The sequence below is a fragment of the Actinosynnema sp. NPDC059335 genome, assembly GCF_042752395.1.
Taxonomy (GTDB): Bacteria; Actinomycetota; Actinomycetes; order Mycobacteriales; family Pseudonocardiaceae; genus Actinosynnema.
Genome location: NZ_JBHYXZ010000031.1, coordinates 1 through 19,637 on the forward strand (window position 1 = coordinate 1; position 19,637 = coordinate 19,637).

Here is a 19,637-nt window from a genome sequence, read left to right on the forward strand (position 1 = left end):
GCGGCGCGCCTTGATCCTGTAGAGCGGAATTCGGCAGTGCAGGAGGTTGGGGATGGTGAGCTGTCGTGATGAGGTCTGGCTGCCTAGGGTGAGGGCGTGGATCTCGTTGCATGGGCCTACTCGGTCGCCGAGGACCGGCTTGCTGACTCGTTGCCTCGACGGTGGGCGCACGTGCAGGGTGTTGCGGCGCGGGTCGGGGTGGCTCAGCGGCTGTTCGTCGGGCAAGACCAGGAGCTGCTGACGGCGGCGGCTCTGTTGCATGACGTGGGGTATGCGCCTGATCTGGCGTCGACTGGGTTCCATCCGCTCGACGGTGCTCGTTACCTCGAACAACAGGGCTTCCCGGAACGGCTGTGTGCGCTGGTGGCGCATCACTCGTGCGCGCGCAGGGAAGCCGAGTTGAGGGGGTTGTCAGCGGAGTTGGCTTCGTGGGAGGACGAGCAGTCCGCGGTGCGTGATGCGCTCTGGTGGGCAGATATGACGACCAGCCCAGACGGTGAGACAACGACGGTTGATGATCGGCTTCGTGAAATTCACAAGCGTTACGGGCCGGAAGACGTTGTGACCGTCTTCATCAAGCAGGCTGAGCCCGAACTGAAAGCCGCAGTTGAGAAGACTGAGGAGCGCCTACGGGAGTTCGGGCACGGTCAGGTGGCGAAGTAGGGCTTCGGCCGGTTCTCGAAGCCGTGTTCGATCCGCAGTCGGATCGACGGGTGGATGTTGAGCGTGCTCACATCGTCGCGCTGCACCCAGTGGACCTCGCTGGACTCGCTGCTGGTGCGCAGCTCGCCACCGACCAGGCGAGCGCGAAAGCAGATCGAGAACTCCTGGCGAACCTCGCCATCAGTGTACGAAATGACGTGTGCCGGGTCCGAGTAGATGCCGATGAGGTCGGTCGGCTCTACGTCGTAGCCGGTCTCTTCCTTGACCTCGCGGATGACAGTGTGGCCGATGGTCTCGCCTACGTCTTGGGCTCCGCCGGGGATGGAGTAGAGGTCGTTGTCGGTGCGGCGGATCATGAGCAGGCGGCCTTGGTCGTCCTGGACGAACGCGGTCACGGCTACGACGATGTTGGTCGCCTTGGGGGCGTTGGGGTCGTTGTAGTGGTCGGTGCGCGCCATGGTTCCCTGCCTACCACTTGGGTGGCTTGGCGTCGTCCCAGACGCCCTGGAAGCTCTCGGCGTAGGTCTCGAAAAGGTCGCCTCCGGAGAGGCGGCGCAGGTGTAGGACCGGGGCGTGGGCTGCCATGAAGCCGTGGACGTGGGTGTTGACCAGCATCTCGTCATCGAAGCGGTAGATCGAGTTGTAGAGCGTGGTGCGGTGGCAGCGGATCTCGGCGTGGCCGGTGTCGGCCAGAGGCTTGAAGAACGCGAGGGCGTTGCGGACCTTTGCGGCGAGGGTGCCCTTGCCGATGCCCTCCTCCTCGCTGCGGCGGGCTACCTCGCGGCTGGCGGGGTCACCCAACAGTAGGCGGATCTTGACGCCTGTCTCGGCCTTCTGGCGGAAGGTCTTGATCAGGCTTGGGTTGTCGACCAGGAACATGCCCGCATACACCAAGATCGAGATGTTGAGGCGGGCTTGGTCGACCAGGTGGGTCCACTGCTCCTGGGGGACGGAGTGGCGGTGCGGGTAGACCTGCACGACCTCCGATTGAGTGATCTCCTTCTTGACATCCGGGGCGAGTGCGTTGGGCCAGAGGTAGGTCTCGGCCTCGCGCACCATGGCCGCGATGGTGCGGCGGTGGCGGGGGTATGGGGTTCGGTCGAGGTTGATCCAGCGTTCGACTGTCTTGGGGTCCACGCCGGTGGCCTTGGCCACCTGGTTGAGGTCGAATCCGTTGCGTAGCAACGAGTCTCGTAGGCGTTGGTTCGGCATGGCTCCCCCTGTGGAACGAGTTGGGACGTCTTCAACGTAGCAAGGACGTCTTCAGATGTCCCGCTATGTGGTGCTGACGTCCCCCATTTCTGCCGAAAGTGGTCGGTGTCAAGGTGCTGGACAGAGGGTCCAGCCGACACCGATGACAGGAGAACGGCTGTGGCGATCTCGGGCGGGAGCAGGCTCCCCACGTCGCACGACTTCGTGTTCCCCCGTGGCGCGCTGGTGATGGGCGTGGAGCCGGTGCTCAGGTTCCAGTCGGCCGAGGAGCGGGCGAAGGGACTGCCGGTGCAGCAGGAGACGGACAAGGAGTCCGGGTTGTTGGTGTGGTCGGTCCTGGTGATCGACCAGGCGGCGGAGCGGAAGACGGACGCCGTGGTGACGGTGAAGATCGCGGCCCCGCATCAGCCGGTGCCGCCGGAGGCGATTCCCGGTACCGACGTGCGGCCGGTGGTCTTCGAAGGGCTGACGGTGACGCCGTGGATTGACGACAAGGCGTGCCGGGGGAGCCACGGTGGTGAGCGGCACCGGTGCCGGGCGAAGCTCGGGTACAGCCTGCGAGCGACCGGGATGAAGCCGGTTGTCGTCAAGTCCGCGCCCAAGGCCGCGTGACCCAGGTGGCTGACATGGTCCGTTTGCATGTCACGGCTGACCTGCCGATTCGGGTCGAGCCGCTGGTGTTCGCGGGGAGGGTGGAGTTCCGGCTTGGCAACGCGTTCCCGGCGGTGTTGGTCGTTGACCGTGACGCGTTGCCGCGTCTGGCGCAGGCGATCGCCGAGGGGCAGGCCGCGTTGGGCACTCCGCCTCAGGTTGGGGGTGCGTGATGGCTCAGCCGAAGAAGGCCGATCCGTGGGTGGCGGCGTTCGGCGTGACGTTGCTCAAGGACGCGCACGAGGCGTTGACGCACCTGATGCCCGCGCCCGGTGCGTCCTCGGAGGTGTGGCGGGAGTTCTACCTGCGGTCGGCGGAGGTGTACGCGCGGGTCGCGGAGGTTGATCGGGGTCATCACCACGAGGCGCTGTATTGGGCCAAGCGGGAGCGTGCCAAGGCTGAGGGGGCTGTTTCGGATGAGCGTTGATCAGGCTGTGGAGCGGTCCCGTGGTAGGGCCGGTGCCGGGCTCGGCCGTGTGGTGCGGGACGGGTTGTCGTTGGAGCGGTTGTCGGGTGCCGGGTACACGCCGTTGATGTTCGAGGCGGTGATGCGCCGGCTCGTCGGCTACCCGCATGAGGAGTGGTCGTTGCGGTCGTTGGCGCGGTCGGCGGGGGCGTCGTATTCGGCGGTGCGTCACATCTGCCGTGACCTTGTCGAGCTGGGGCACGTGTCGGTCGATGAGGGGACGTTGCAGGGAGCCGCCTCCGTTCATCGGCATCGGCTATCGCCCGAAGGGCTTGCCTACTGGGGCGGTCCGGTGGTGCCGCACGACTGGTTGAGTGGCGCGGACCTGTGGCGGGATCCGCGGTTGGTGCCGGTGATGGGGGCGCGTCTGTCGGCCGAGGAGCCGGCGCGGGGCGAGCCGGTGGGTTACTCGTTCCCGGTGGTGTACCGGGTCGCGGATGCGCTGGTGCTCGTGCCGTCGCGGGAGTGGAGTGTCGCGGACCTGGCGACGGCGGCCGATGCCGATGAGGGCATGGTGCGGCTGGCCTGTCTGGACCTGGTCGCGGCCGGTCACGCCACGGCGCACGAGTGGCGAGAGGACGGCGAGCAGACCCGGTTCAAGATCACTCGTGCCGGGACGGTCTCCTGGCTGCCCTGGATGCCCGGCCCGTTCGACTGCTGATCGGTGGTGTGGGCGGGCAGCGGATGCGGCGGTGTCCGCCCACATCGAACGTAAGACCTGAAGACGATCACTGAACCTGTCGGTGGTGGTCGTCGGTGAACGGACCTCAAGTCTTGGCGGGCCTGGACCTGTTCACCGACGACACAACCGACCGGGCCTTCTCGCGCGCTTTTGTTGACACACAAGGGGTTCCGGTCATGTCTAGGCTATCGGTTCGTGGGGTGCGTGCGTCAAGTCGGCGTGTTGCCCCGTCGGTGTGGAAGCTGTCCAACGGTCGCCCCTGCGGGGCGTGCGGGCGGTTCGGGGTCTACGCGCCCAACCAGCTCGTCTGCTGTTCCTGTTTGGGCTGGTTGCAGCTGATCTTCGCCCCCGTGGGGCGTGCGTGATGGGCGACGGGAAGTGGGTGGACCCGGCTCCGTTCGAGGGTGTCCGGCCTCGGGTGCCGTGGTGGGCGCTCGTGCCGGGCAAGGCCAAGTGGATCACCGCCGTGGTGGCGCTGGTGTGGCTGGTCCTGGTCGGCGTCGTGCGCCTGGTGCTCGTCGTCGTCCGGTACCCGATGGTCACGGTGGTGCCGCTGACGGCGGCCTGGTGCTGGTGCAGGTTCGGCCTCTCACCGCTCGTTCTCGCACTGTTGTCGCTGGTCGCCGCGTTGAGCATCTGGGCGGGTCTGGATCGTGGGTCGTTCCTGCGGCACGGCTGCTACCGGCTGGTGACCGAGTGGCGGCGGGCGACGGTGTACGTGCCGAGGTGGCGGTCGGTGATGCGGCTCGCCGATCTGTCCAAGCGTGACCGTGGTCGTGAGTACCGACCGAGGCTGCGGCGGGTGCGGTCGGAGGGCTGGAGGGACCGGGTTCGGGTGCGGATGGTGCCCGCGCAGTCGCCGGAGGCGTGGGAGCTGCGGCGTGAGGGTCTGGCGCACTCGTTCGGCGCTCGGTCGTGTCGGGTGCGGGTGCTGCGGCCGAGGGCGATCGAGCTGGACTTCGTCCACCGTGACCCGCTGTTGCGTCCCCTGTCGGTGCCCGCGTTGACGGATGCCGAGGTGGATCTCAAGCGGGTGGTGGTCGGGCGGACGGAGACGGGTAGGCCGTGGCGGCTGCGGTTGCTGGGGTCTCAGGTGCTCGTGGTCGGTGTGCCCGGTGCGGACAAGGGCTCGGTGTTGTGGTCGATCGTGTGGCAGCTCGCCCCGGCTGTTCGGTCTGGTCTGGTTCGGCTGGTGGGGATCGACCCGAAGGGCGGGATGGAACTGGGGCAGTGCCCCGACGCCTTCGACCGCGTGGTCTACGACAACGGGTCGGAAGCCGTTGCCCTGCTTGAGGAGATCGCCGCTGAGGTGAAGGAGCGGGCGGCGCGGTATCGGGGTGTTCGACGGCTGTGGGCGCGCTCGACCGGAGAGCCGTTCACGGTCCTGGTGGTCGATGAGCTGGCTGACCTGGTCGCCTACCAGCAGGACAAGCAGCTCCGCGAGCGGGCCGCTCGGGCAATCCAGACCATCACCTCACAGGGGCGTGCGCCCGGCTATGCCGTGGTGGGCCTGGTCCAGGACCCGCGCAAGGAGGTCGTTGGGTTCCGGCACCTGTTCAGCACCCGCGTGGCGCTGCGCGTGGATGAGCCGCAGCAGGTGGACATGGTGCTTGGCGATGGCGTGCGGCAGCGGGGCGCGGCGGCGCACGAGATCAGCGAGAACACGCCCGGTGTCGCCTGGGTGAAGCAGGACGGGCAGCGGGAGCCGGAGCGGGCTCGGGCCTTCCACGTCACCGACGCTGACTTGGTCGAGCTGAGCGTCTTTCTGGCCGATGCAGAGGTGCACGACTTCCCGACCCGGCCGGACGGTAGTGGGGAGGTCGCGGCGTGAGCGAGTACCTGACCCGTGCCGACCGGATGAAGCAGCCGGCGGCGCTGGATGTGGCTCGGGCGGTGGCTGAGGAGCACGGCGTGTGCGTCCGGCCGCTGGCCAAGGAGCGGATCGACCTGGACACCGGGCGGGTGGACATCGTGCCCGTTCCATGCGGCTCGACGGTCGCCAGTGTGTGCCCGACGTGCGCGGAGAAGAACCGGCGGCTACGGATGGCCCAGTGTCGGGAGGGGTGGCACCTGACCGAGGAACCCGACTTCACCCCGGACCCGCCAACAGAGGATCAGCGGGCGCTGGCGGCCTTCCGGGCCGATCTGGTCAAGGCGTACCGGGCGGCGGTCGATGAGGGCGACGAGATCGGAGCGGAGGAGGTGCGGGAGGAGATCACCGGGGTTGATGCGGAGCTGCGGCAGCTCGGAGTCCGCGGGAAGCTCCCGGCGTTGGAGGCCCGGCCACGGGCGGTGCGGAAGCGGTCGACCAGGCGGCGGCAGGACGCGCCGAACTTGCCTCGGCGGCCGGTGACCAAGCGCACGGTCGGGCGGGTGTTCGGCGGCAAGTATCAACCGTCCACGTTCCTGACGTTGACGTTGGACAGCTACGGCAAGGTGCGGTCGGACGGCACTCCGGTTGACCCTGCCCGGTACGACTACCGGCGGGCGGCTCGGGACGCGGTGCACTTCGCGGCACTGCTCGACCGGTTCGTGCAGAACCTGCGGCGGTGCGTCGGGTGGGACGTGCAGTACTTCTCGACCGTCGAACCTCAGCGGCGACTGGCGCCACACTGGCACGCCGCTATCCGGGGCTCGATCTCGCGTGCGGAGCTGCGGGCGGTCGCTGAAGCCACTTACCACCAGGTGTGGTGGCCCAACCACGACGAGATCAAGTACAACGGCGACAACCGGCCGGTGTGGGACTCGCAGGCGAAGGGGTTCGTTGACCCCACCACCCGTGCACCGCTCCCGACTTGGGATGAAGCACTGGACCAGGTGGACGCGCCCGCGCACGTCGCCCGGTTCGGGGTGCAAGTGCACGCCAAGGGCATCCTCGGCGGCACGGAGGAGGCCGGTCGGCACATCGGCTACCTGACGAAGTACCTGACCAAGAGCATCGGCGAGTGCTTCGACGCCCGGACCAGTCGCCAGGAGGACCACGCCGAACGGCTCTGCGCCGAGCTGGCCGTCACGCCCTGCTCGCCGCAGTGCCAGGTCTGGCTGCTCTACGGCGTCCAGCCGCGCGGCGCTCGGCTGTCGATGGAGCCGGGCAAGTGCAAGGGCAAGGCGCACAAGCGCTCAACTCTAGGCGTCGCTGGCCGGCGGGTACTGGTGTCCCGGAAGTGGTCGGGCAAGTCGCTCGCCGACCACAAGCACGACCGGGTGAAGTTCGTTCGGCAACTGCTCGCCGATGTCGGGATCAAGCAGGACGACCAGCCCAGACGGGTCGTCTGGAACAACGTCCAGCCCGGTGACCCGAACGTGCCCCCGAGACCTCACCTGCTTCTGCGGGCGGTCGCGGAGCGGCGGAGGTGGAAGGCGGAGTACACGGCGGCGCTGCTCGCGTCGGCCGGTGGACAAGAGAGTTCGGCAACCGGCCAAGCGGCCTGATCTGGGGGGATCACCAATGCAAGAGCAGAAGCACTTCAGCGTGCCGGAAGCGGCTGAGTACATGAGCACCACGGAGCGCTTCGTCCGGCGGTTGGTCGCGGAGCGTCGCATCCCGTTTCACCGACTTGGGCGACTGATCAGGTTCAAGAAGGCAGACCTCGATGCCTTCATCGAGGCCGGTCGGGTAGAGGCGTTCGACCCCAACGCCGTTCGGCAACACCTGCGGAGGGTGTCGTGAGCGACAGGCGGCGGAGGTTCGGGCGGGTTCGCCAACTGCCTTCGGGGCGGTGGCAGGCGCGGTACCAGGGACCGGACGGCAGGCAGCACACCGCGCCGATGACGTTCGAGCGGGAGAAGGATGCCGACCAGTGGTTGAGCACCGTGGAAACGGACATTCTTCGCAACGACTGGACGAACCCGGACGCGGGGAAGATTAAGCTGCGGGTTTACGCGGAGGCGTGGATCAAGGAGCGGGACCTGGCGGTGCGGACGGTCGAGCTGTATGACGGCCTGCTCCGCAACCACGTTGGACCGAGGATCGGTGACGTGATGCTCGCCGACCTGACGCCTTCGCGAGTGCGGCGGTGGCGGAAAGAGATGCAGGACGACGGTGTGGGGGAGGTGACGGTCGCCAAGGCGTACCGGTTCCTGCGGGCGGTCCTCAACACGGCGGCGGCACCCGAGGAACGGCTCCTCAAGCACAACCCGTGCACGATCAAGGGCGGCGGCCAGGAGCGGAGCCCGGAACGGCCTACGGGCAGTCTCCAGCAGGTGTTCGAGGCGGCTGACGCCATCGAGGAGCGGTATCGCCTGATGGTGTTGTTGGCGACGTTCGGCAGTCTGCGGTTCGCCGAGATGGTGGGCCTCAAGCGGCGTGACTTCTCGGTCGTCCATGACGGTGAGCGGACGTTCTGCGTGGTCCAGGTCGAGCGGCAGACGGTGCAGCCGGACTCCGGGCCGCTGTTCGAGGACGACCCAAAGGCCAAGAGCAAGAGGCCGGTCACGCTGCCGCCGTTCCTCGGCGAGGAGATCGAGGCACACCTCAGTCACTTCGTGGACGACGACGAAGATGCCTGGGTGTTCGTCGGGCCGAAGGGCGGCAGGCCGAAGCGGAACAACTTCTGGCACATCTGGGACAAGGCGAGGCAGGCCGCGGGAATGCCTGATGTCCACCTGCACGACCTCCGGCACACCGGGAACACGTTGGCGGCGGAGACCGGGGCGACGCTCCGCGAACTCATGGACCGGATGGGGCACAGCTCCACCCGCGCGGCGCTCATCTACCTGCACGCGCGGGAGGAGCGGGGGCGGAGCATCGCGGCGGGGATCGAGGCTCTGGTGAGCGCCGAGAAGGGCACGGCGGAGGAGGAGGGGCACGCGAGGGGCACGGAAGATCCGCATAAAGCAAGAAACCGTCCACGAGGGACGGTCAGCAAGCGGTCTACCAGCGAGAAGAGTAGAGAGCGGGTGACGGGAATCGAACCCGCATGACCAGCTTGGAAGGCTGGGGCTCTACCATTGAGCTACACCCGCATCGCGGCCACCGGGGTGGGCGCGTGGTTAGCTTAGCCGGTCGCGATAGGCTGAGGTGGACCGGGGCGTGGCGCAGTTTGGTAGCGCACCCGCTTTGGGAGCGGGGGGTCGCAGGTTCAAATCCTGTCGCCCCGACGGTCGCCCTGGCCAGCCCGGTGGTTGGTCAGGGCCTCTTCGCGGGTAGCCGTCCGCCATGACGACCGCGCCGTTCGAGCCCGACCCCGAGTTCGGCAAGCCCCGCATCGCCGCCGCGGACCCCGGGCAGGGGGCGCCCGAGCAGGCGCCCGGCTACGGGGTCGAGGCCGAGGAGCCCGGCGTGGTCCCCGAGGACGACGACCGCGACTAGCCGCCCAGCTCGTTGACGGCGGTGGAGATCGTGGCCGCCTCACGTTCCAGCGCGTCGTCCGGCGAACTCTCGTCGACGCCCCGGCCCAGCAGCTCGGCCCTCGACACGAGCAGCATCGCACCGCGGAGGCCGTCGGTGTCCAGGTCGTCGACCTTGACCACCTCGACCCTGCCCTCGACCAGCACCAGGGTGGGGTCCGGCACATCGGACGCCAGCAGGGCGCGCAGGTCACTCGCCTTCACCGTCATGGCTTCGACCTACCCGCCGCCGGCCCCGTGAAACGCGGGCCGTTCTTGAGCACACCCGCGCCCGGGTGCTCAAGAACGGCTCCCAGTGTCACGCCGGGGTCGCCACCTGCTCGCTGACCACCTGCGCCGCCGCCGACACGAGCGCCGTCACGGACGGGTTGGTGGAGTTGTCCTGGCGCCACGCGAACTGCGTGTACACCCGGAACGGCGGCACCCAGGGCAGTCGGCGCAGCCGGCCGTCGGCGAGCTCCGCCGCGACCGTCACCTCGGGGACGAGCGAGATCCCCAGGCCCGAGGCGACCGCCCGCTTCGCGGCGTCGATCGAGTCGAGCGCCAGCACGGGCGACTTCGACTCGGCGTCCTGCAGGCCCAGCGCCTGCTCGAACTGCTCGTAGTAACTGGCGCCGTTCTCGGCCCGGATGAGCGTGCTCCCGCGCAGCTCGTCCTCGGTGATCACCGAACGCCTGGTCAGGGCGTGGGTCGGCCCGGCGACCATGACCAACGGCTCGGGGCACAGCACCGTCGTCTCCAACCCCTCGCGGGGCTCCACGGAGCCGATGAAGAAGGTGCAGTCGAGCCGTCCCTCGCGCACCGAGGTCAGGTTGGCCTGGGTGTTGCGCGAGTGGAGTGAGATCTGGACGCTCGGGTAGCGCCAGCACATGTACTCGATCAGTGGTAGCAGACGGTAGTCGGTCAGACTCTGTGCGCTGCCGATGACCAGCTTGCCGTGCGGCTCGCCGTTCATCGTGATCGCTTTCCTGGCCTTGTCGGTCAGGGTGATGATGTTCCGCGCGAAAGGCAATAGCTCGACACCGGCAGAGGTCATCTGGATGCCGCGCGGAAGTCGTCGGAACAGGGGGACGCCGAGGGTCTCCTCGAGCGCCTTGATCCGAGTGGTTATAGTGGGTTGTGAGCAATTCAGCGTGGCGGCTGCCTTGGTGAAACTGCCCGTTTGAACCACAGTTGTGAACGCCAAAAGCTGACGCGTCTCCATGGAGCTCCCCAACGGTGCGTGTAAGTGGTCCACGATGAGGCCGGTACGGGACGGCATCGTGATCTCTTGTGCGTGGCGGCAGTTGACCTGGCCGTGCTGATCAGGCGCGGCCCGAGGTCGATCAACATCGCCGCGCTACCGCCAGGGGTGGAACGCGGTGGCCGGGAGGCTCCCCGGGGGCCGGTCGGACCCCGAAGCGACAGCCGGCGCCCAGTGGTGGTCCTGGGTTAGTGTTCGGCAGCGGCGGAATGGATCTCATCGGGTCATCGGCACCTTGTCTGGTAGGTGGTTAAAGAGCTCGATGACATTGTCTCGCTCGTTCCTGTCGGTCCCGGTTGCCGGTTGCGTCCGCTGCTGACCCCCCAGAACGTCCGGCAACGCCAATTATTGCTGGTCCAACATGCGGATCCGGGCGTCACGCTACCTGAAACCCACACTAATGGACTACGGCGGTTGGAGTCATCTCGACAAGTGAAAGTTTTCTGGCGAGCGCTACTCCAAACGGCCTCAATTCACTCTTTGTGGCGAACCTCCCCTCCGCGATGGTTGCCGACTGTTAGTCGCCTCTACGACATACGTGTTACACGACCTGGGTCCCGCCTCGCTCGGTGCTGACGCTCTCCGCAGTGCTCACGGCTCCCATTGCCACTCGAACGGAGTAACGGATCACCCTGTCGATCGACCGTTGGGCCGCATAGGTACACCCGAATCGCCTCTGGCGAAACCGCGAAAATGCGGTCTGCTAGCCCGTTGACGTGAAGCTGCCGGCCGTGGTTGGCGGTCGCGGCGGGCGGCCCGGCGGGACAGCCGGGGCGCGCCGGCGGCGGGTGGTTAGGAACCAGCGTTGTGATTTCCACCGCCCGCGGCGGCCGTCCCGCGAGGTGGACGCGGGGGCCCGGCGGGTGCGTCCGGACGGCGGTATGGAGCGGCGCGGCGGAGCCCCTGGCCGACAACCCCCTCGAAAGGGTGAAATTCCGCCGCCCGCGCGAATTCCCGAAGCGCCGGCGAAGGCATTCCCGGCCACCCGGTATTGCCGCCGCAATGGCCGGCGGCGGCCGTCGGGCCCGCCGTCACGCCCGGTTGCGGCACCCGGAGCCGGGGTGCTAGCGCCGCCGCGTCCGCCGACCGCCTAGACTCAGGCGGAATCCCGGCACGCGCCCACGCGTTCCCCGGGGTGTTCCGCACGTCATGCCCGTTACGAGGAGACCACGTTGAAGAGCACCGTCGAGCACCTGAGCCCGACGCGGGTCCGGATCAACGTCGAGGTGCCGTTCGACGAGCTCAAGTCGGACTTCGACCGCGCGTACCGCAAGCTGGCCAAGCAGGTCCGCATCCCCGGCTTCCGCCCCGGCAAGGCCCCCGCCCGCGTGCTGGAGAGCCGCATCGGCCGCGCGCCCGTGCTGGACGAGGTCGTCCAGGAGGCCATCCCGGCCAAGTACCTGGAGGCCGTCACCTCCGGCGAGCTGCGCACCCTGGGCCGCCCCGACTTCGAGGTGACCAAGATCGAGGACGGCGAGTCGCTGGCGTTCACCGCCGAGGTCGACGTCCGCCCCGAGATCACGGTCCCCGCGTTCGGCGAGCTGACCGTCAGCGTCGACGACCAGGAGGTCACCGACGAGGACGTGGACACCCAGCTCGACGAGCTGCGCGCCCGCTTCGCCACCCTCACCGGCGTCAAGCGCCCCGCCCAGCAGGGCGACTTCGTCGTGGTCGACCTGTCGGCGACGGTGGACGGCGAGGAGGTCGAGGAGGCCAAGACGACCGGTCTGTCCTACGAGATCGGGTCCGGCCAGCTCGTCGAGGGCATCGACGACGCCCTGATCGGCGCGTCCGAGGGCGAGTCGAAGAACTTCACCACCACCCTGGTCGCCGGCGACCACGCGGGCCGCGACGCCGAGGTCATCGTGGTGCTGAACTCGGTCAAGGAGCGCCAGCTCCCCGAGCTGGACGACGAGTTCGCGCAGCTCGCCAGCGAGTTCGACACGCTGGACGAGCTGAAGGCCGACCTGCGCACCCGGTTGGCCCGCGTGAAGAAGATGCAGCAGGGCGTCCAGGCCCGGGACAAGGTGCTGGAGGCGCTGCTGGCCAGCGTCGACGTGCCGCTGCCCGAGGCCGTCGTGCAGGGCGAGGTCGAGGCGCGGGCGCACGACGCCATCCACGCGCTCGACCACGACGAGGCGCGCTTCGCCGAGTGGCTGGCCGAGCAGGGCCAGACCCAGGAGGAGTTCGACGCCGAGGTCCGCCAGGCGTCCGAGCAGGCGGTCAAGACCCAGCTCGTGCTGGACGCGATCGCCGACGCCGAGCAGCTCAACGTCACCGACGCCGAGCTGACCGAGCGCATCATCTACCAGGCCCAGCGGTTCGGCATCAGCCCGGACGAGTACGTCAAGCGGGCGCAGCAGTCCGGCCAGCTCGGCGCGATCTTCGCCGACGTGCGCCGCGGCAAGGCGCTGGCCTCGGTCGTGCGGCAGGCGACCGTCAAGGACTCCGCCGGCAACACCCTGGACCTGGACGAGCTCTTCGGCGAGACGAAGTCCACTGAGGAGCAGGAACCCGCGAACGCGGAGTGAAGCCCTGAGCGAACGCGGGCGGTGTCGGGACGTCGACGCCGCCCGCCTTCGTTAAGGTCGTTGCTACGAGACTCTTTTCGGCACAGCTAGTCGGCAAAGTTAGGCAGGCAGACGTGACGCAGCATTCCTTCCCGACGCCCTTGATGCGAGCGGCCACGGGGATGAACCTCAACGACTCGGTCTACGAGCGCCTGCTCCGCGAGCGGATCATCGTGCTGGGGTCGCAGGTCGAAGAGGGCATCGCCAACCAGATCACCGCCCAGCTCCTCCTGCTCGCCGCGGAGGACCCGGAGAAGGACATCACGCTCTACATCAACTCGCCCGGCGGCTCGGTGACCGCGGGCATGGCGATTTTCGACACGATGCAGCTCATCGAGCCGGACGTGGCCACCTACGCGATGGGCCTGGCCGCCTCGATGGGGCAGTTCCTGCTCTCCGCGGGCACGCCCGGCAAGCGGCACGCGCTCCCGCACGCCCGCATCCTCATGCACCAGCCCTCGGCCGGTGTCGGCGGCACGGCGGCGGACATCGCGATCCAGGCGGACATGCTCACCAGGACCAAGCACGAGATGGCCGAGCTCATCGCGCAGCACACGGGTCAGCCGGTCGAGCGCATCATCGCCGACTCGGACCGCGACCGCTGGTTCACCGCCCAGGAAGCCCTCGAGTACGGCTTCGTGGACAAGGTGATCACCCGTGCCAGCCAGGCGACGACCAACTGACCGCGAGCAGAGCACCAGGAGACCTGAAGTGAGCCAGTTCCACGCGCCGCAGTCCCGGTACGTGCTCCCGTCGTTCGTCGAGCGCACCAGCTACGGCATCAAGGAGTCCAACCCGTACAACAAGCTGTTCGAGGAGCGCATCATCTTCCTCGGCGTGCAGGTGGACGACGCGTCGGCCAACGACGTGATGGCCCAGCTGCTCGTGCTGGAGTCGGAGGACCCCGACCGCGACATCCTGATGTACATCAACTCGCCCGGTGGCTCGTTCACCTCGCTGATGGCCATCTACGACACCATGCAGTTCGTCCGCCCGGACATCCAGACCTACTGCCTGGGCCAGGCGGCCTCGGCGGCGGCCGTGCTGCTCGCGGCGGGCACCCCCGGCAAGCGGCACGCGCTGCCGAACGCCCGGATCCTGATCCACCAGCCGGCCACCGAGGGCGTCTACGGGCAGGTCTCCGACCTGGAGATCCAGTCCAACGAGATCCAGCGGGTCCGCCGGCTGCTGGAGACCACGCTCGCGCGGCACACCAGCCGCTCGCCCGAGCAGGTGCGCGCCGACATCGAGCGCGACAAGATCCTCACCGCCGACGAGGCCAAGGAGTACGGCATCGTCGACAGCGTCCTGCCCTACCGGAAGCTCTCGGCGAAGTAGTCCCGGCGTGGCGTGGGGGGGGCGCGCCCCCCCCCCCGGGGCCCCGCGGGGGGGCGGGGGGGGGGGGGGGGGGGGGGCCCCCCCCCCCCGAGCCGACCAGGGGTCCTGCCCGGTTCGGCGTGTCGGGGGCACGCTGGTCCTCCCGCACAGGCGGGTAGGACAGGTACCGTCGAGGGGAACGGGCGGACCCCGCACCCAGCGGGCACTCGCCACATCAGCAGTCAGGCGCACCTCACCAGGTCGTGCGCCGGAGGGGACAGAGGTCAGCGGTCATGGCACGTATCGGTGACGGCGGCGACCTGCTGAAGTGCTCTTTCTGCGGCAAGAGCCAGAAGCAGGTGAAAAAACTCATCGCCGGACCGGGTGTCTACATCTGCGATGAGTGCATCGACCTCTGCAACGAGATCATCGAGGAAGAACTCGCGGAGGCCGGCGACGTCAAGCTCGACGAGCTGCCCAAGCCCGCCGAGATCCACGAGTTCCTCGACCAGTACGTGATCGGCCAGAACGAGGCCAAGCGCACGCTCTCGGTGGCGGTCTACAACCACTACAAGCGCATCCAGGCAGGTGACCGCGGGCGTGAGGGCCGCGACGACGGCGTGGAACTCGCCAAGTCGAACATCCTCATGCTCGGTCCGACCGGGTGCGGCAAGACCTACCTGGCCCAGACGCTCGCCAAGATGCTGAACGTGCCGTTCGCCATCGCGGACGCCACGGCGTTGACCGAGGCGGGCTATGTGGGCGAGGACGTGGAGAACATCCTCCTCAAGCTCATCCAGGCGGCGGACTACGACGTCAAGCGCGCCGAGACCGGCATCATCTACATCGACGAGGTCGACAAGATCGCTCGAAAGAGTGAAAACCCGTCGATCACGCGCGACGTGTCCGGTGAAGGCGTGCAGCAGGCGCTGCTGAAAATACTGGAGGGCACGACGGCCTCCGTGCCGCCGCAGGGCGGGCGCAAGCACCCCCACCAGGAGTTCATCCAGATCGACACGACGAACGTGCTGTTCATCGTGGCGGGCGCGTTCGCGGGCCTGGACAAGATCATCCAGGACCGGGTCGGCAAGCGCGGGCTCGGCTTCGGCGCCGAGGTGCGCACCAAGGCCGAGGTCGACGCGGCGGACTACTACGCCGAGTCGATGCCCGAGGACCTGATCAAGTTCGGTCTGATCCCGGAGTTCATCGGCCGGTTGCCGATGGTCGCGAGTGTCACGAACCTGGACAAGGCGTCGCTGGTCCGCATCCTCACCGAGCCGAAGAACGCGCTGGTCAAGCAGTACCAGAAGCTGTTCGAGATGGACGGGGTGGAGCTCGAGTTCACCCGGACGGCGATGGAGGCGGTCGCGGACCAGGCGATCCTGCGGGGCACCGGCGCCCGCGGCCTGCGGGCGATCATGGAAGAGGTTCTGCTGCCGGTGATGTACGACATCCCCAGCCGCACGGACGTCGCCAAGGTCGTCATCACGGAGCAGACCGTGAAGGAGAACGTCAACCCGACCATCGTGGCGCGGCAGCCCTCGCGGCGCGAGCGCCGCGAGAAGTCCGCCTGAGGACCGGTCCGGGTTGTCCCTCCCGCACGTCCTGATCCTGCACGGCCTGGGCGGCTCCGGGCCGGAGCACTGGCAGAACTGGCTGGCAGGCGAACTGGCCCACCACGGTGGGTCGGTCGACCTGCCCCTGTTCAGCTCCCCGGACGCGCCGAGCCTGCCGGCGTGGCTGGCGGAGCTGCGGTCGCACCTGGCCGCGATGCCGGCGCCCGACTCGGGTGAACGGGTCGTGGTCGCGCACTCGCTGGCCGCGCTGCTGTGGCTGCACCACGCGGCCGGCGAGTTCGACGAGGCGCTGCGGGTCGACCGGGTGCTGCTGGTCGCGCCGCCCGCGCCCGACTACGACGGCGAGCCGCTGATCCGGGACTTCCTGGGGCCGCGGCTGGACCCGACGGCGGTGCGGCGGGCGGCGGTGTCGACCCGGCTGGTGGCGGGCGAGGGCGACTCCTACTGCACGTTGGCGCAGGCCAAGGAGCTGGCCGAGGCGTTGCGCGTGGACCTGGACGTGATCGTGGGCGGCGGTCACCTGAACGTGGACGCCGGCTACGGTCCGTGGAGCGCGGTGCTGAAGTGGGTCCGCAGCGGGCGGGTGCCGCTCACGCCGCGGTGACGGTCACCCGGAAGAGGGTGAACGAGGCCAGGAACGGGCCCGTGCGCAGGTCGGTCAGCCACGCGTCGGCGGCCAGGCGGGCGAGCTGCCGGCCGACCACCGAGTGCGGCACGACCCGGTCGCACACGAAGCGGTTGAACGCCAGGTTCACGGCCACCGGGCCGGGGTCCACGGCGAGGGTCTCCCAGTCCGGTTGCGCCAGCGCGGCGCGACCGGTGGGGCGCAGCACGCGGCGCAACTCGGCCAGGACGGCGGCCGGGTCGGGGACCCGGTGCAGGACCCGGTCGAGCCGGGCGCGGTCCACGCTGTCGTCCTCCAGCGGGAGCGCCTGCGCGCAGCACGGTCACCGTGGTCGGCATGGGGTCAGGCAACCACAGCCGTGTGGAGGAACCGTGGGCGTCAGGGAACGCGCTTGCCGAGGAAGCGGATGACGTCGGGGACGACCTTGCGGTAGAGGGCGTCGTCGTGGCCGCCGGGGACGATGGAGGCCACGGCGGGCCGGGTGGCGGCGATGAACCGGCGGGTGCCGGTGATGAAGCGGTCCCGGTCGCCCGCCCAGACGCCGATCGGCGTCGCGCCCAGCTTGTCGGTGTTCTTCAGCGGGTCCAGCTCGGCCCAGGCGGCGGGGCTCGCGAACGCGCCGCGCTGCGACATCTCCGCCCAGTCGGTGAGCAGGGCGGGGGCGATGGCGGCGACGGCCCGGACCGGGTCGCGGCGCTCGTGGCGCCGGCGGGCGTAGAGGAGCGCGCCGAAGCCGCCCATCGACACGCCGGTGCAGGCGAACGGGGCCCCGAAGCCGCGTTCCCGCAGCCAGCGGGGCACCTCGTCGAGCAGCATGGCCAGGGGGTCGTCGCCGGGCACGTTCTCGTGCCAGTAGTGGTCGCCGCCGTCCACCGCGACGAACCCGAACGGCGGGATCTGGCGCCGGGCGACGGCCGCGACCAGCACCGCGTCCATGTTCGCCACGGACGCGAGGCGGGCGGTGCCGTGGCGGCCGTGCAGCAGGATCGACATGGGCAGGTCTTCGGTGCGGGTGTTCGGCGGCACCATGGTGAGCAGGTCCACGTCGCGCCCCCGGTGCTCGGAGCGGACGCGTTCGATCGTGACCACGGCGCGTTGGACGGCCGGCACCGGGCCCGCCACGCCGAGCGCGTGGCGCAGGGCCTCGCCGAGCGGCGCGTTGCCGTGCAGCGCGGCGGTCACGCCCGCGGTCGCCAGCGCGCCGCCCGCCAGCGCGGTGAGCGCCGTCCGTCTGCTGAGCATGGTTCACCCCTCCGGGCACATCGCTGTGAACCGCGCTCGCGTTTCTTCAGATCGCCGAGCGGCTGCGCAGTTCCGCGATCTGCTCCGGGGTGTAGCCGAGCCCGTGCAGCACGTGGTCGGTGTGCTCGCCGAGGGCGGGCACCGGCGCCGGGGTCCACGTCCACGCCGACGAGTCGACCGGCGGGCGCAGGGCGGTGACGTGGCCGCCCGGCACCGGGACGGTGGCCCGCCGGTCGCGGGCGACGAGCTGCGGGTGGGTCGGGAGGTCGGCGACGCCGCGGGTCCGGGCGGCGGGCACGTCCGCCTCGTCCAGGGCCCGGAGCAGGTCGGCGGCGGTCCAGCGGGTGAAGTCGAGCTGGGCGTGCAGCTCGTCGCGGTGGGCCACGCGGGACGCGACGGTGGTGAAGCGGGGGTCGTCGGCGAGGTCGGGGCGGTCGAGGAGGCGGCACAGGCGTCGCCACTGGGGGTCGTTCTGCACGGCCACGTGGACGGTGCCGTCCGCGCACGGGAACGGGCCGTACGGGGCGATGGTGGCGTGGTGCGCGCCGGTCCGCGGCGCGGCTCGGCCGGTGCCGGCGGCGTAGAGCATGGGCTGGTGCATCCACTCGGCCATCGCCTCGAAGAGGGACAGGCCGAGGGTGGCGCCCTCGCCGGTCCGGGCGCGGTGCAGGAGGGCGGCCAGGACGGCGGACTGGAGTTGGACGCCGGCGGCGATGTCGGCCACCGAGATGCCCACCCGCGCGGTGACGTCGTCCTGCCCGGTGAGGTCGATGAGGCCGGTCTCGGACTGGACCAGGGCGTCGAACGCCTTGCGCGCCGCGTACGGCCCCGGCTGCCCGTAGCCGGAGAGTTCGCCGATCACGAGATCGGGTTTCACCTGCCGGAGTGAGGCGGCGTCCACGCCGAGCCGGCGCGCGGCGTCCGGCGAGAGGTTGCACAGGACCACGTCGGCGGTGGCGACGAGGCGGCGCAGGACGTCGCGGGCGTCGGGGTGCTTGAGGTCGAGGGTGAGGGACTCCTTGCCGACGTTGGTCCAGGCGAAGTAGGAGGAGACTTCGCCGCAGGCGGTGTCGTAGTAGCGGGCGAAGTCGCCCTCCGGGCGCTCGACCTTGACCACCCGCGCGCCCAGGTCGGCCAGCAGCCGGGTGGCGTAGGGCACCGCGACGGCCTGCTCCAGGCTGACGACGAGCACCCCGTCCAGGGGTCTCACGCGGCGACCCGGTCGTGGCCGGTGTAGACGTTCATCGAGTCGCCGCGCAGGAACCCGACCAGGGTCACGCCCTGCTCCTCGGCCAGGTCGGCGGCCAGCGAGGACGGCGCGGAGACGGCGGCGAGCACCGGGACGCCGGCCATCGCGGCCTTCTGCACCAGCTCGAACGACGCCCGGCCGGAGACCATGAGCACGGTGCCCGCCAGCGGGACGCGGTTCTGCAGCACGGCCCAGCCGAGGACCTTGTCGACCGCGTTGTGCCGGCCCACGTCCTCGCGGACGACCAGCGCCTGGCCGGTGGTGGTGAACAGCCCGGCCGCGTGCAGGCCGCCGGTCGCGGCGAAGACCTTCTGCCGCCGGCGCAGCTCGTCGGGCAGGCCGGCGAGGACGTCCACGTCGACGGTGGAGTCGTCGTGGGCGGGGGAGTGCCTGGTCTTGAGCTTGACCGCGTCCAACGCCGCCTTGCCGCAGACGCCGCACGACGACGTGGTGTAGAAGTTGCGCTCCACGCTCGCGTCCGGCGGCGCGACGCCCTCGGCGAGGGTGAGGTCGAGCACGTTGTAGGTGTTGACGCCGTCCGGGCCGGCGCCCTCGCAGAACCGCGCGACGGCGATGTCCTCCAGACCGGTGATGACGCCCTCGCCGAACAGGAAGCCGTGCGCCAGCTCGACGTCGTGGCCGGGGGTGCGCATGGTCACGGTGAGCGCCTTGCCGCCCACCCGCAGCTCCAACGGCTCCTCGGCGGCGAGCGCGTCGACCCGTTTGCGGGACGTCCGTCGCGCGAACGTGACGACTGGACGACGCACGGTGACCCGCCCCATCGCGTGCCT

Annotated in this window: 22 protein-coding genes, 2 tRNA genes and 1 pseudogene; 16 read left to right on the forward strand and 9 right to left on the reverse strand. The window is 69.5% G+C overall.

Going from position 1 to position 19,637, the window contains the following annotated elements:
- Window positions 1-96: 96 nt before the first annotated feature.
- Window positions 97-663, forward strand: coding sequence for an HD domain-containing protein (locus tag ACFXGA_RS12485; RefSeq protein WP_378087114.1), 567 nt, complete (start codon window positions 97-99; stop codon window positions 661-663).
- Here ACFXGA_RS12485 and ACFXGA_RS12490 read toward each other — a convergent pair.
- Together ACFXGA_RS12490 and ACFXGA_RS12495 are read right to left on the reverse strand one after the other, a co-directional pair.
- Window positions 648-1,121 carry an NUDIX hydrolase gene (locus tag ACFXGA_RS12490; protein ID WP_378087116.1) on the reverse strand — a complete coding sequence of 158 codons (474 nt, stop codon included), beginning with the start codon at window positions 1,119-1,121 and terminating at the stop codon, window positions 648-650. The two genes, ACFXGA_RS12485 and ACFXGA_RS12490, sit on opposite strands and share 16 nt — an antisense overlap.
- Before the next feature lie 10 nt (window positions 1,122-1,131).
- Window positions 1,132-1,875, reverse strand: coding sequence for a DUF5919 domain-containing protein (locus ACFXGA_RS12495; RefSeq protein ID WP_378087117.1), 744 nt, complete (start codon window positions 1,873-1,875; stop codon window positions 1,132-1,134).
- A 159-nt stretch (window positions 1,876-2,034) separates the two neighbouring features.
- On the opposite strand from ACFXGA_RS12495, the gene ACFXGA_RS12500 reads away from it, so the two are divergent.
- The 8 genes from ACFXGA_RS12500 (at window position 2,035) to ACFXGA_RS12535 (ending at window position 8,597) form a co-directional block, all read left to right on the forward strand.
- Window positions 2,035-2,487, forward strand: coding sequence for a hypothetical protein (locus ACFXGA_RS12500; RefSeq protein ID WP_378087119.1), 453 nt, complete (start codon window positions 2,035-2,037; stop codon window positions 2,485-2,487).
- Window positions 2,488-2,501: 14 nt separating this feature from the next.
- Window positions 2,502-2,699 (forward strand): hypothetical protein, encoded by a 198-nt coding sequence (locus ACFXGA_RS12505; RefSeq protein ID WP_378087216.1) that lies wholly within the window; start codon window positions 2,502-2,504, stop codon window positions 2,697-2,699.
- Window positions 2,699-2,953 carry an AMED_5909 family protein gene (locus ACFXGA_RS12510; RefSeq protein ID WP_378087121.1) on the forward strand — a complete coding sequence of 85 codons (255 nt, stop codon included), beginning with the start codon at window positions 2,699-2,701 and terminating at the stop codon, window positions 2,951-2,953. The genes ACFXGA_RS12505 and ACFXGA_RS12510 overlap by 1 nt, the downstream gene beginning before the upstream one ends.
- A 106-nt stretch (window positions 2,954-3,059) precedes the next feature.
- Window positions 3,060-3,653, forward strand: coding sequence for a hypothetical protein (locus tag ACFXGA_RS12515; RefSeq protein ID WP_378087123.1), 594 nt, complete (start codon window positions 3,060-3,062; stop codon window positions 3,651-3,653).
- A 385-nt stretch (window positions 3,654-4,038) separates the two neighbouring features.
- A complete protein-coding gene (locus tag ACFXGA_RS12520; RefSeq protein WP_378087125.1) occupies window positions 4,039-5,505 on the forward strand; it encodes a cell division protein FtsK in 1,467 nt (488 codons plus the stop codon).
- A gap of 26 nt (window positions 5,506-5,531) precedes the next feature.
- Complete coding sequence (locus ACFXGA_RS12525; protein WP_378087218.1) at window positions 5,532-7,106, forward strand: replication initiator; 1,575 nt, start codon at window positions 5,532-5,534, stop codon at window positions 7,104-7,106.
- A 16-nt stretch (window positions 7,107-7,122) separates the two neighbouring features.
- A complete protein-coding gene (locus tag ACFXGA_RS12530; protein WP_378087126.1) occupies window positions 7,123-7,344 on the forward strand; it encodes a helix-turn-helix domain-containing protein in 222 nt (73 codons plus the stop codon).
- A gap of 98 nt (window positions 7,345-7,442) precedes the next feature.
- Complete coding sequence (locus ACFXGA_RS12535; RefSeq protein WP_378087128.1) at window positions 7,443-8,597, forward strand: tyrosine-type recombinase/integrase; 1,155 nt, start codon at window positions 7,443-7,445, stop codon at window positions 8,595-8,597.
- On the opposite strand, the gene ACFXGA_RS12540 is transcribed toward ACFXGA_RS12535, so the two are convergent.
- Window positions 8,569-8,639: transfer RNA gene (locus ACFXGA_RS12540), tRNA-Gly, on the reverse strand. The genes ACFXGA_RS12535 and ACFXGA_RS12540 overlap by 29 nt on opposite strands.
- A gap of 61 nt (window positions 8,640-8,700) precedes the next feature.
- On the opposite strand from ACFXGA_RS12540, the gene ACFXGA_RS12545 reads away from it, so the two are divergent.
- A tRNA-Pro gene (locus ACFXGA_RS12545) sits at window positions 8,701-8,774 on the forward strand.
- A 58-nt stretch (window positions 8,775-8,832) separates the two neighbouring features.
- Window positions 8,833-8,985 (forward strand): hypothetical protein, encoded by a 153-nt coding sequence (locus ACFXGA_RS12550; RefSeq protein WP_378087130.1) that lies wholly within the window; start codon window positions 8,833-8,835, stop codon window positions 8,983-8,985.
- Here ACFXGA_RS12550 and ACFXGA_RS12555 read toward each other — a convergent pair.
- The gene (locus ACFXGA_RS12555; protein ID WP_378087131.1) at window positions 8,982-9,233 is read right to left on the reverse strand and encodes a hypothetical protein; all 252 of its coding nucleotides are present in this window, start codon (window positions 9,231-9,233) and stop codon (window positions 8,982-8,984) included. The two genes, ACFXGA_RS12550 and ACFXGA_RS12555, sit on opposite strands and share 4 nt — an antisense overlap.
- 88 nt (window positions 9,234-9,321) lie before the next feature.
- Complete coding sequence (locus ACFXGA_RS12560) at window positions 9,322-10,227, reverse strand: LysR family transcriptional regulator (RefSeq protein ID WP_378087133.1); 906 nt, start codon at window positions 10,225-10,227, stop codon at window positions 9,322-9,324.
- A 1,211-nt stretch (window positions 10,228-11,438) separates the two neighbouring features.
- On the opposite strand from ACFXGA_RS12560, the gene tig reads away from it, so the two are divergent.
- From tig to ACFXGA_RS12585, 5 genes are all read left to right on the forward strand, one after another.
- The gene (tig, locus tag ACFXGA_RS12565) at window positions 11,439-12,797 is read left to right on the forward strand and encodes a trigger factor (RefSeq protein ID WP_378087135.1); all 1,359 of its coding nucleotides are present in this window, start codon (window positions 11,439-11,441) and stop codon (window positions 12,795-12,797) included.
- Between the two features lie 113 nt (window positions 12,798-12,910).
- Window positions 12,911-13,519 carry an ATP-dependent Clp protease proteolytic subunit gene (locus tag ACFXGA_RS12570; protein ID WP_378087137.1) on the forward strand — a complete coding sequence of 203 codons (609 nt, stop codon included), beginning with the start codon at window positions 12,911-12,913 and terminating at the stop codon, window positions 13,517-13,519.
- A 28-nt stretch (window positions 13,520-13,547) separates the two neighbouring features.
- A complete protein-coding gene (locus ACFXGA_RS12575; protein WP_378087139.1) occupies window positions 13,548-14,174 on the forward strand; it encodes an ATP-dependent Clp protease proteolytic subunit in 627 nt (208 codons plus the stop codon).
- Window positions 14,175-14,446: 272 nt separating this feature from the next.
- The gene (clpX, locus tag ACFXGA_RS12580; protein ID WP_204841888.1) at window positions 14,447-15,727 is read left to right on the forward strand and encodes an ATP-dependent Clp protease ATP-binding subunit ClpX; all 1,281 of its coding nucleotides are present in this window, start codon (window positions 14,447-14,449) and stop codon (window positions 15,725-15,727) included.
- 13 nt (window positions 15,728-15,740) lie between these two features.
- Window positions 15,741-16,334, forward strand: coding sequence for an RBBP9/YdeN family alpha/beta hydrolase (locus ACFXGA_RS12585; protein ID WP_378087141.1), 594 nt, complete (start codon window positions 15,741-15,743; stop codon window positions 16,332-16,334).
- Here the strand turns inward: ACFXGA_RS12585 and ACFXGA_RS12590 are convergent.
- From ACFXGA_RS12590 to fdhD, 4 genes and pseudogenes are all read right to left on the reverse strand, one after another.
- Window positions 16,321-16,656: pseudogene (locus tag ACFXGA_RS12590) on the reverse strand (methyltransferase domain-containing protein); the annotation flags it as partial. The gene ACFXGA_RS12585 and the pseudogene ACFXGA_RS12590 overlap by 14 nt on opposite strands.
- Before the next feature lie 77 nt (window positions 16,657-16,733).
- A complete protein-coding gene (locus tag ACFXGA_RS12595; protein WP_378087143.1) occupies window positions 16,734-17,597 on the reverse strand; it encodes an alpha/beta hydrolase in 864 nt (287 codons plus the stop codon).
- Window positions 17,598-17,643: 46 nt separating this feature from the next.
- On the reverse strand, window positions 17,644-18,807 hold the full coding sequence (locus ACFXGA_RS12600; RefSeq protein WP_378087145.1) for a CaiB/BaiF CoA transferase family protein: 1,164 nt from the start codon (window positions 18,805-18,807) through the stop codon (window positions 17,644-17,646).
- Window positions 18,804-19,628, reverse strand: coding sequence for a formate dehydrogenase accessory sulfurtransferase FdhD (fdhD, locus tag ACFXGA_RS12605; RefSeq protein ID WP_378087147.1), 825 nt, complete (start codon window positions 19,626-19,628; stop codon window positions 18,804-18,806). The genes ACFXGA_RS12600 and fdhD overlap by 4 nt, the downstream gene beginning before the upstream one ends.
- Window positions 19,629-19,637: the final 9 nt, after the last annotated feature.

What these genes read in the sequence shown, in the direction of transcription:
- ACFXGA_RS12555 (WP_378087131.1), bottom strand. Translation starts at nt 9,233, where the DNA reads ATGACGGTGAAGGCGAGTGACCTGCGCGCCCTGCTGGCGTCCGATGTG.
- ACFXGA_RS12520 (WP_378087125.1), top strand. Translation starts at nt 4,039, where the DNA reads ATGGGCGACGGGAAGTGGGTGGACCCGGCTCCGTTCGAGGGTGTCCGG.
- ACFXGA_RS12490 (WP_378087116.1), bottom strand. Translation starts at nt 1,121, where the DNA reads ATGGCGCGCACCGACCACTACAACGACCCCAACGCCCCCAAGGCGACC.
- ACFXGA_RS12530 (WP_378087126.1), top strand. Translation starts at nt 7,123, where the DNA reads ATGCAAGAGCAGAAGCACTTCAGCGTGCCGGAAGCGGCTGAGTACATG.
- ACFXGA_RS12510 (WP_378087121.1), top strand. Translation starts at nt 2,699, where the DNA reads ATGGCTCAGCCGAAGAAGGCCGATCCGTGGGTGGCGGCGTTCGGCGTG.
- ACFXGA_RS12525 (WP_378087218.1), top strand. Translation starts at nt 5,532, where the DNA reads ATGAAGCAGCCGGCGGCGCTGGATGTGGCTCGGGCGGTGGCTGAGGAG.
- ACFXGA_RS12560 (WP_378087133.1), bottom strand. Translation starts at nt 10,227, where the DNA reads ATGGAGACGCGTCAGCTTTTGGCGTTCACAACTGTGGTTCAAACGGGC.
- ACFXGA_RS12495 (WP_378087117.1), bottom strand. Translation starts at nt 1,875, where the DNA reads ATGCCGAACCAACGCCTACGAGACTCGTTGCTACGCAACGGATTCGAC.
- ACFXGA_RS12505 (WP_378087216.1), top strand. Translation starts at nt 2,502, where the DNA reads ATGGTCCGTTTGCATGTCACGGCTGACCTGCCGATTCGGGTCGAGCCG.
- clpX (WP_204841888.1), top strand. Translation starts at nt 14,447, where the DNA reads ATGGCACGTATCGGTGACGGCGGCGACCTGCTGAAGTGCTCTTTCTGC.
- ACFXGA_RS12515 (WP_378087123.1), top strand. Translation starts at nt 3,060, where the DNA reads ATGTTCGAGGCGGTGATGCGCCGGCTCGTCGGCTACCCGCATGAGGAG.
- fdhD (WP_378087147.1), bottom strand. Translation starts at nt 19,628, where the DNA reads ATGGGGCGGGTCACCGTGCGTCGTCCAGTCGTCACGTTCGCGCGACGG.
- ACFXGA_RS12595 (WP_378087143.1), bottom strand. Translation starts at nt 17,597, where the DNA reads ATGCTCAGCAGACGGACGGCGCTCACCGCGCTGGCGGGCGGCGCGCTG.
- ACFXGA_RS12535 (WP_378087128.1), top strand. Translation starts at nt 7,443, where the DNA reads ATGACGTTCGAGCGGGAGAAGGATGCCGACCAGTGGTTGAGCACCGTG.
- ACFXGA_RS12550 (WP_378087130.1), top strand. Translation starts at nt 8,833, where the DNA reads ATGACGACCGCGCCGTTCGAGCCCGACCCCGAGTTCGGCAAGCCCCGC.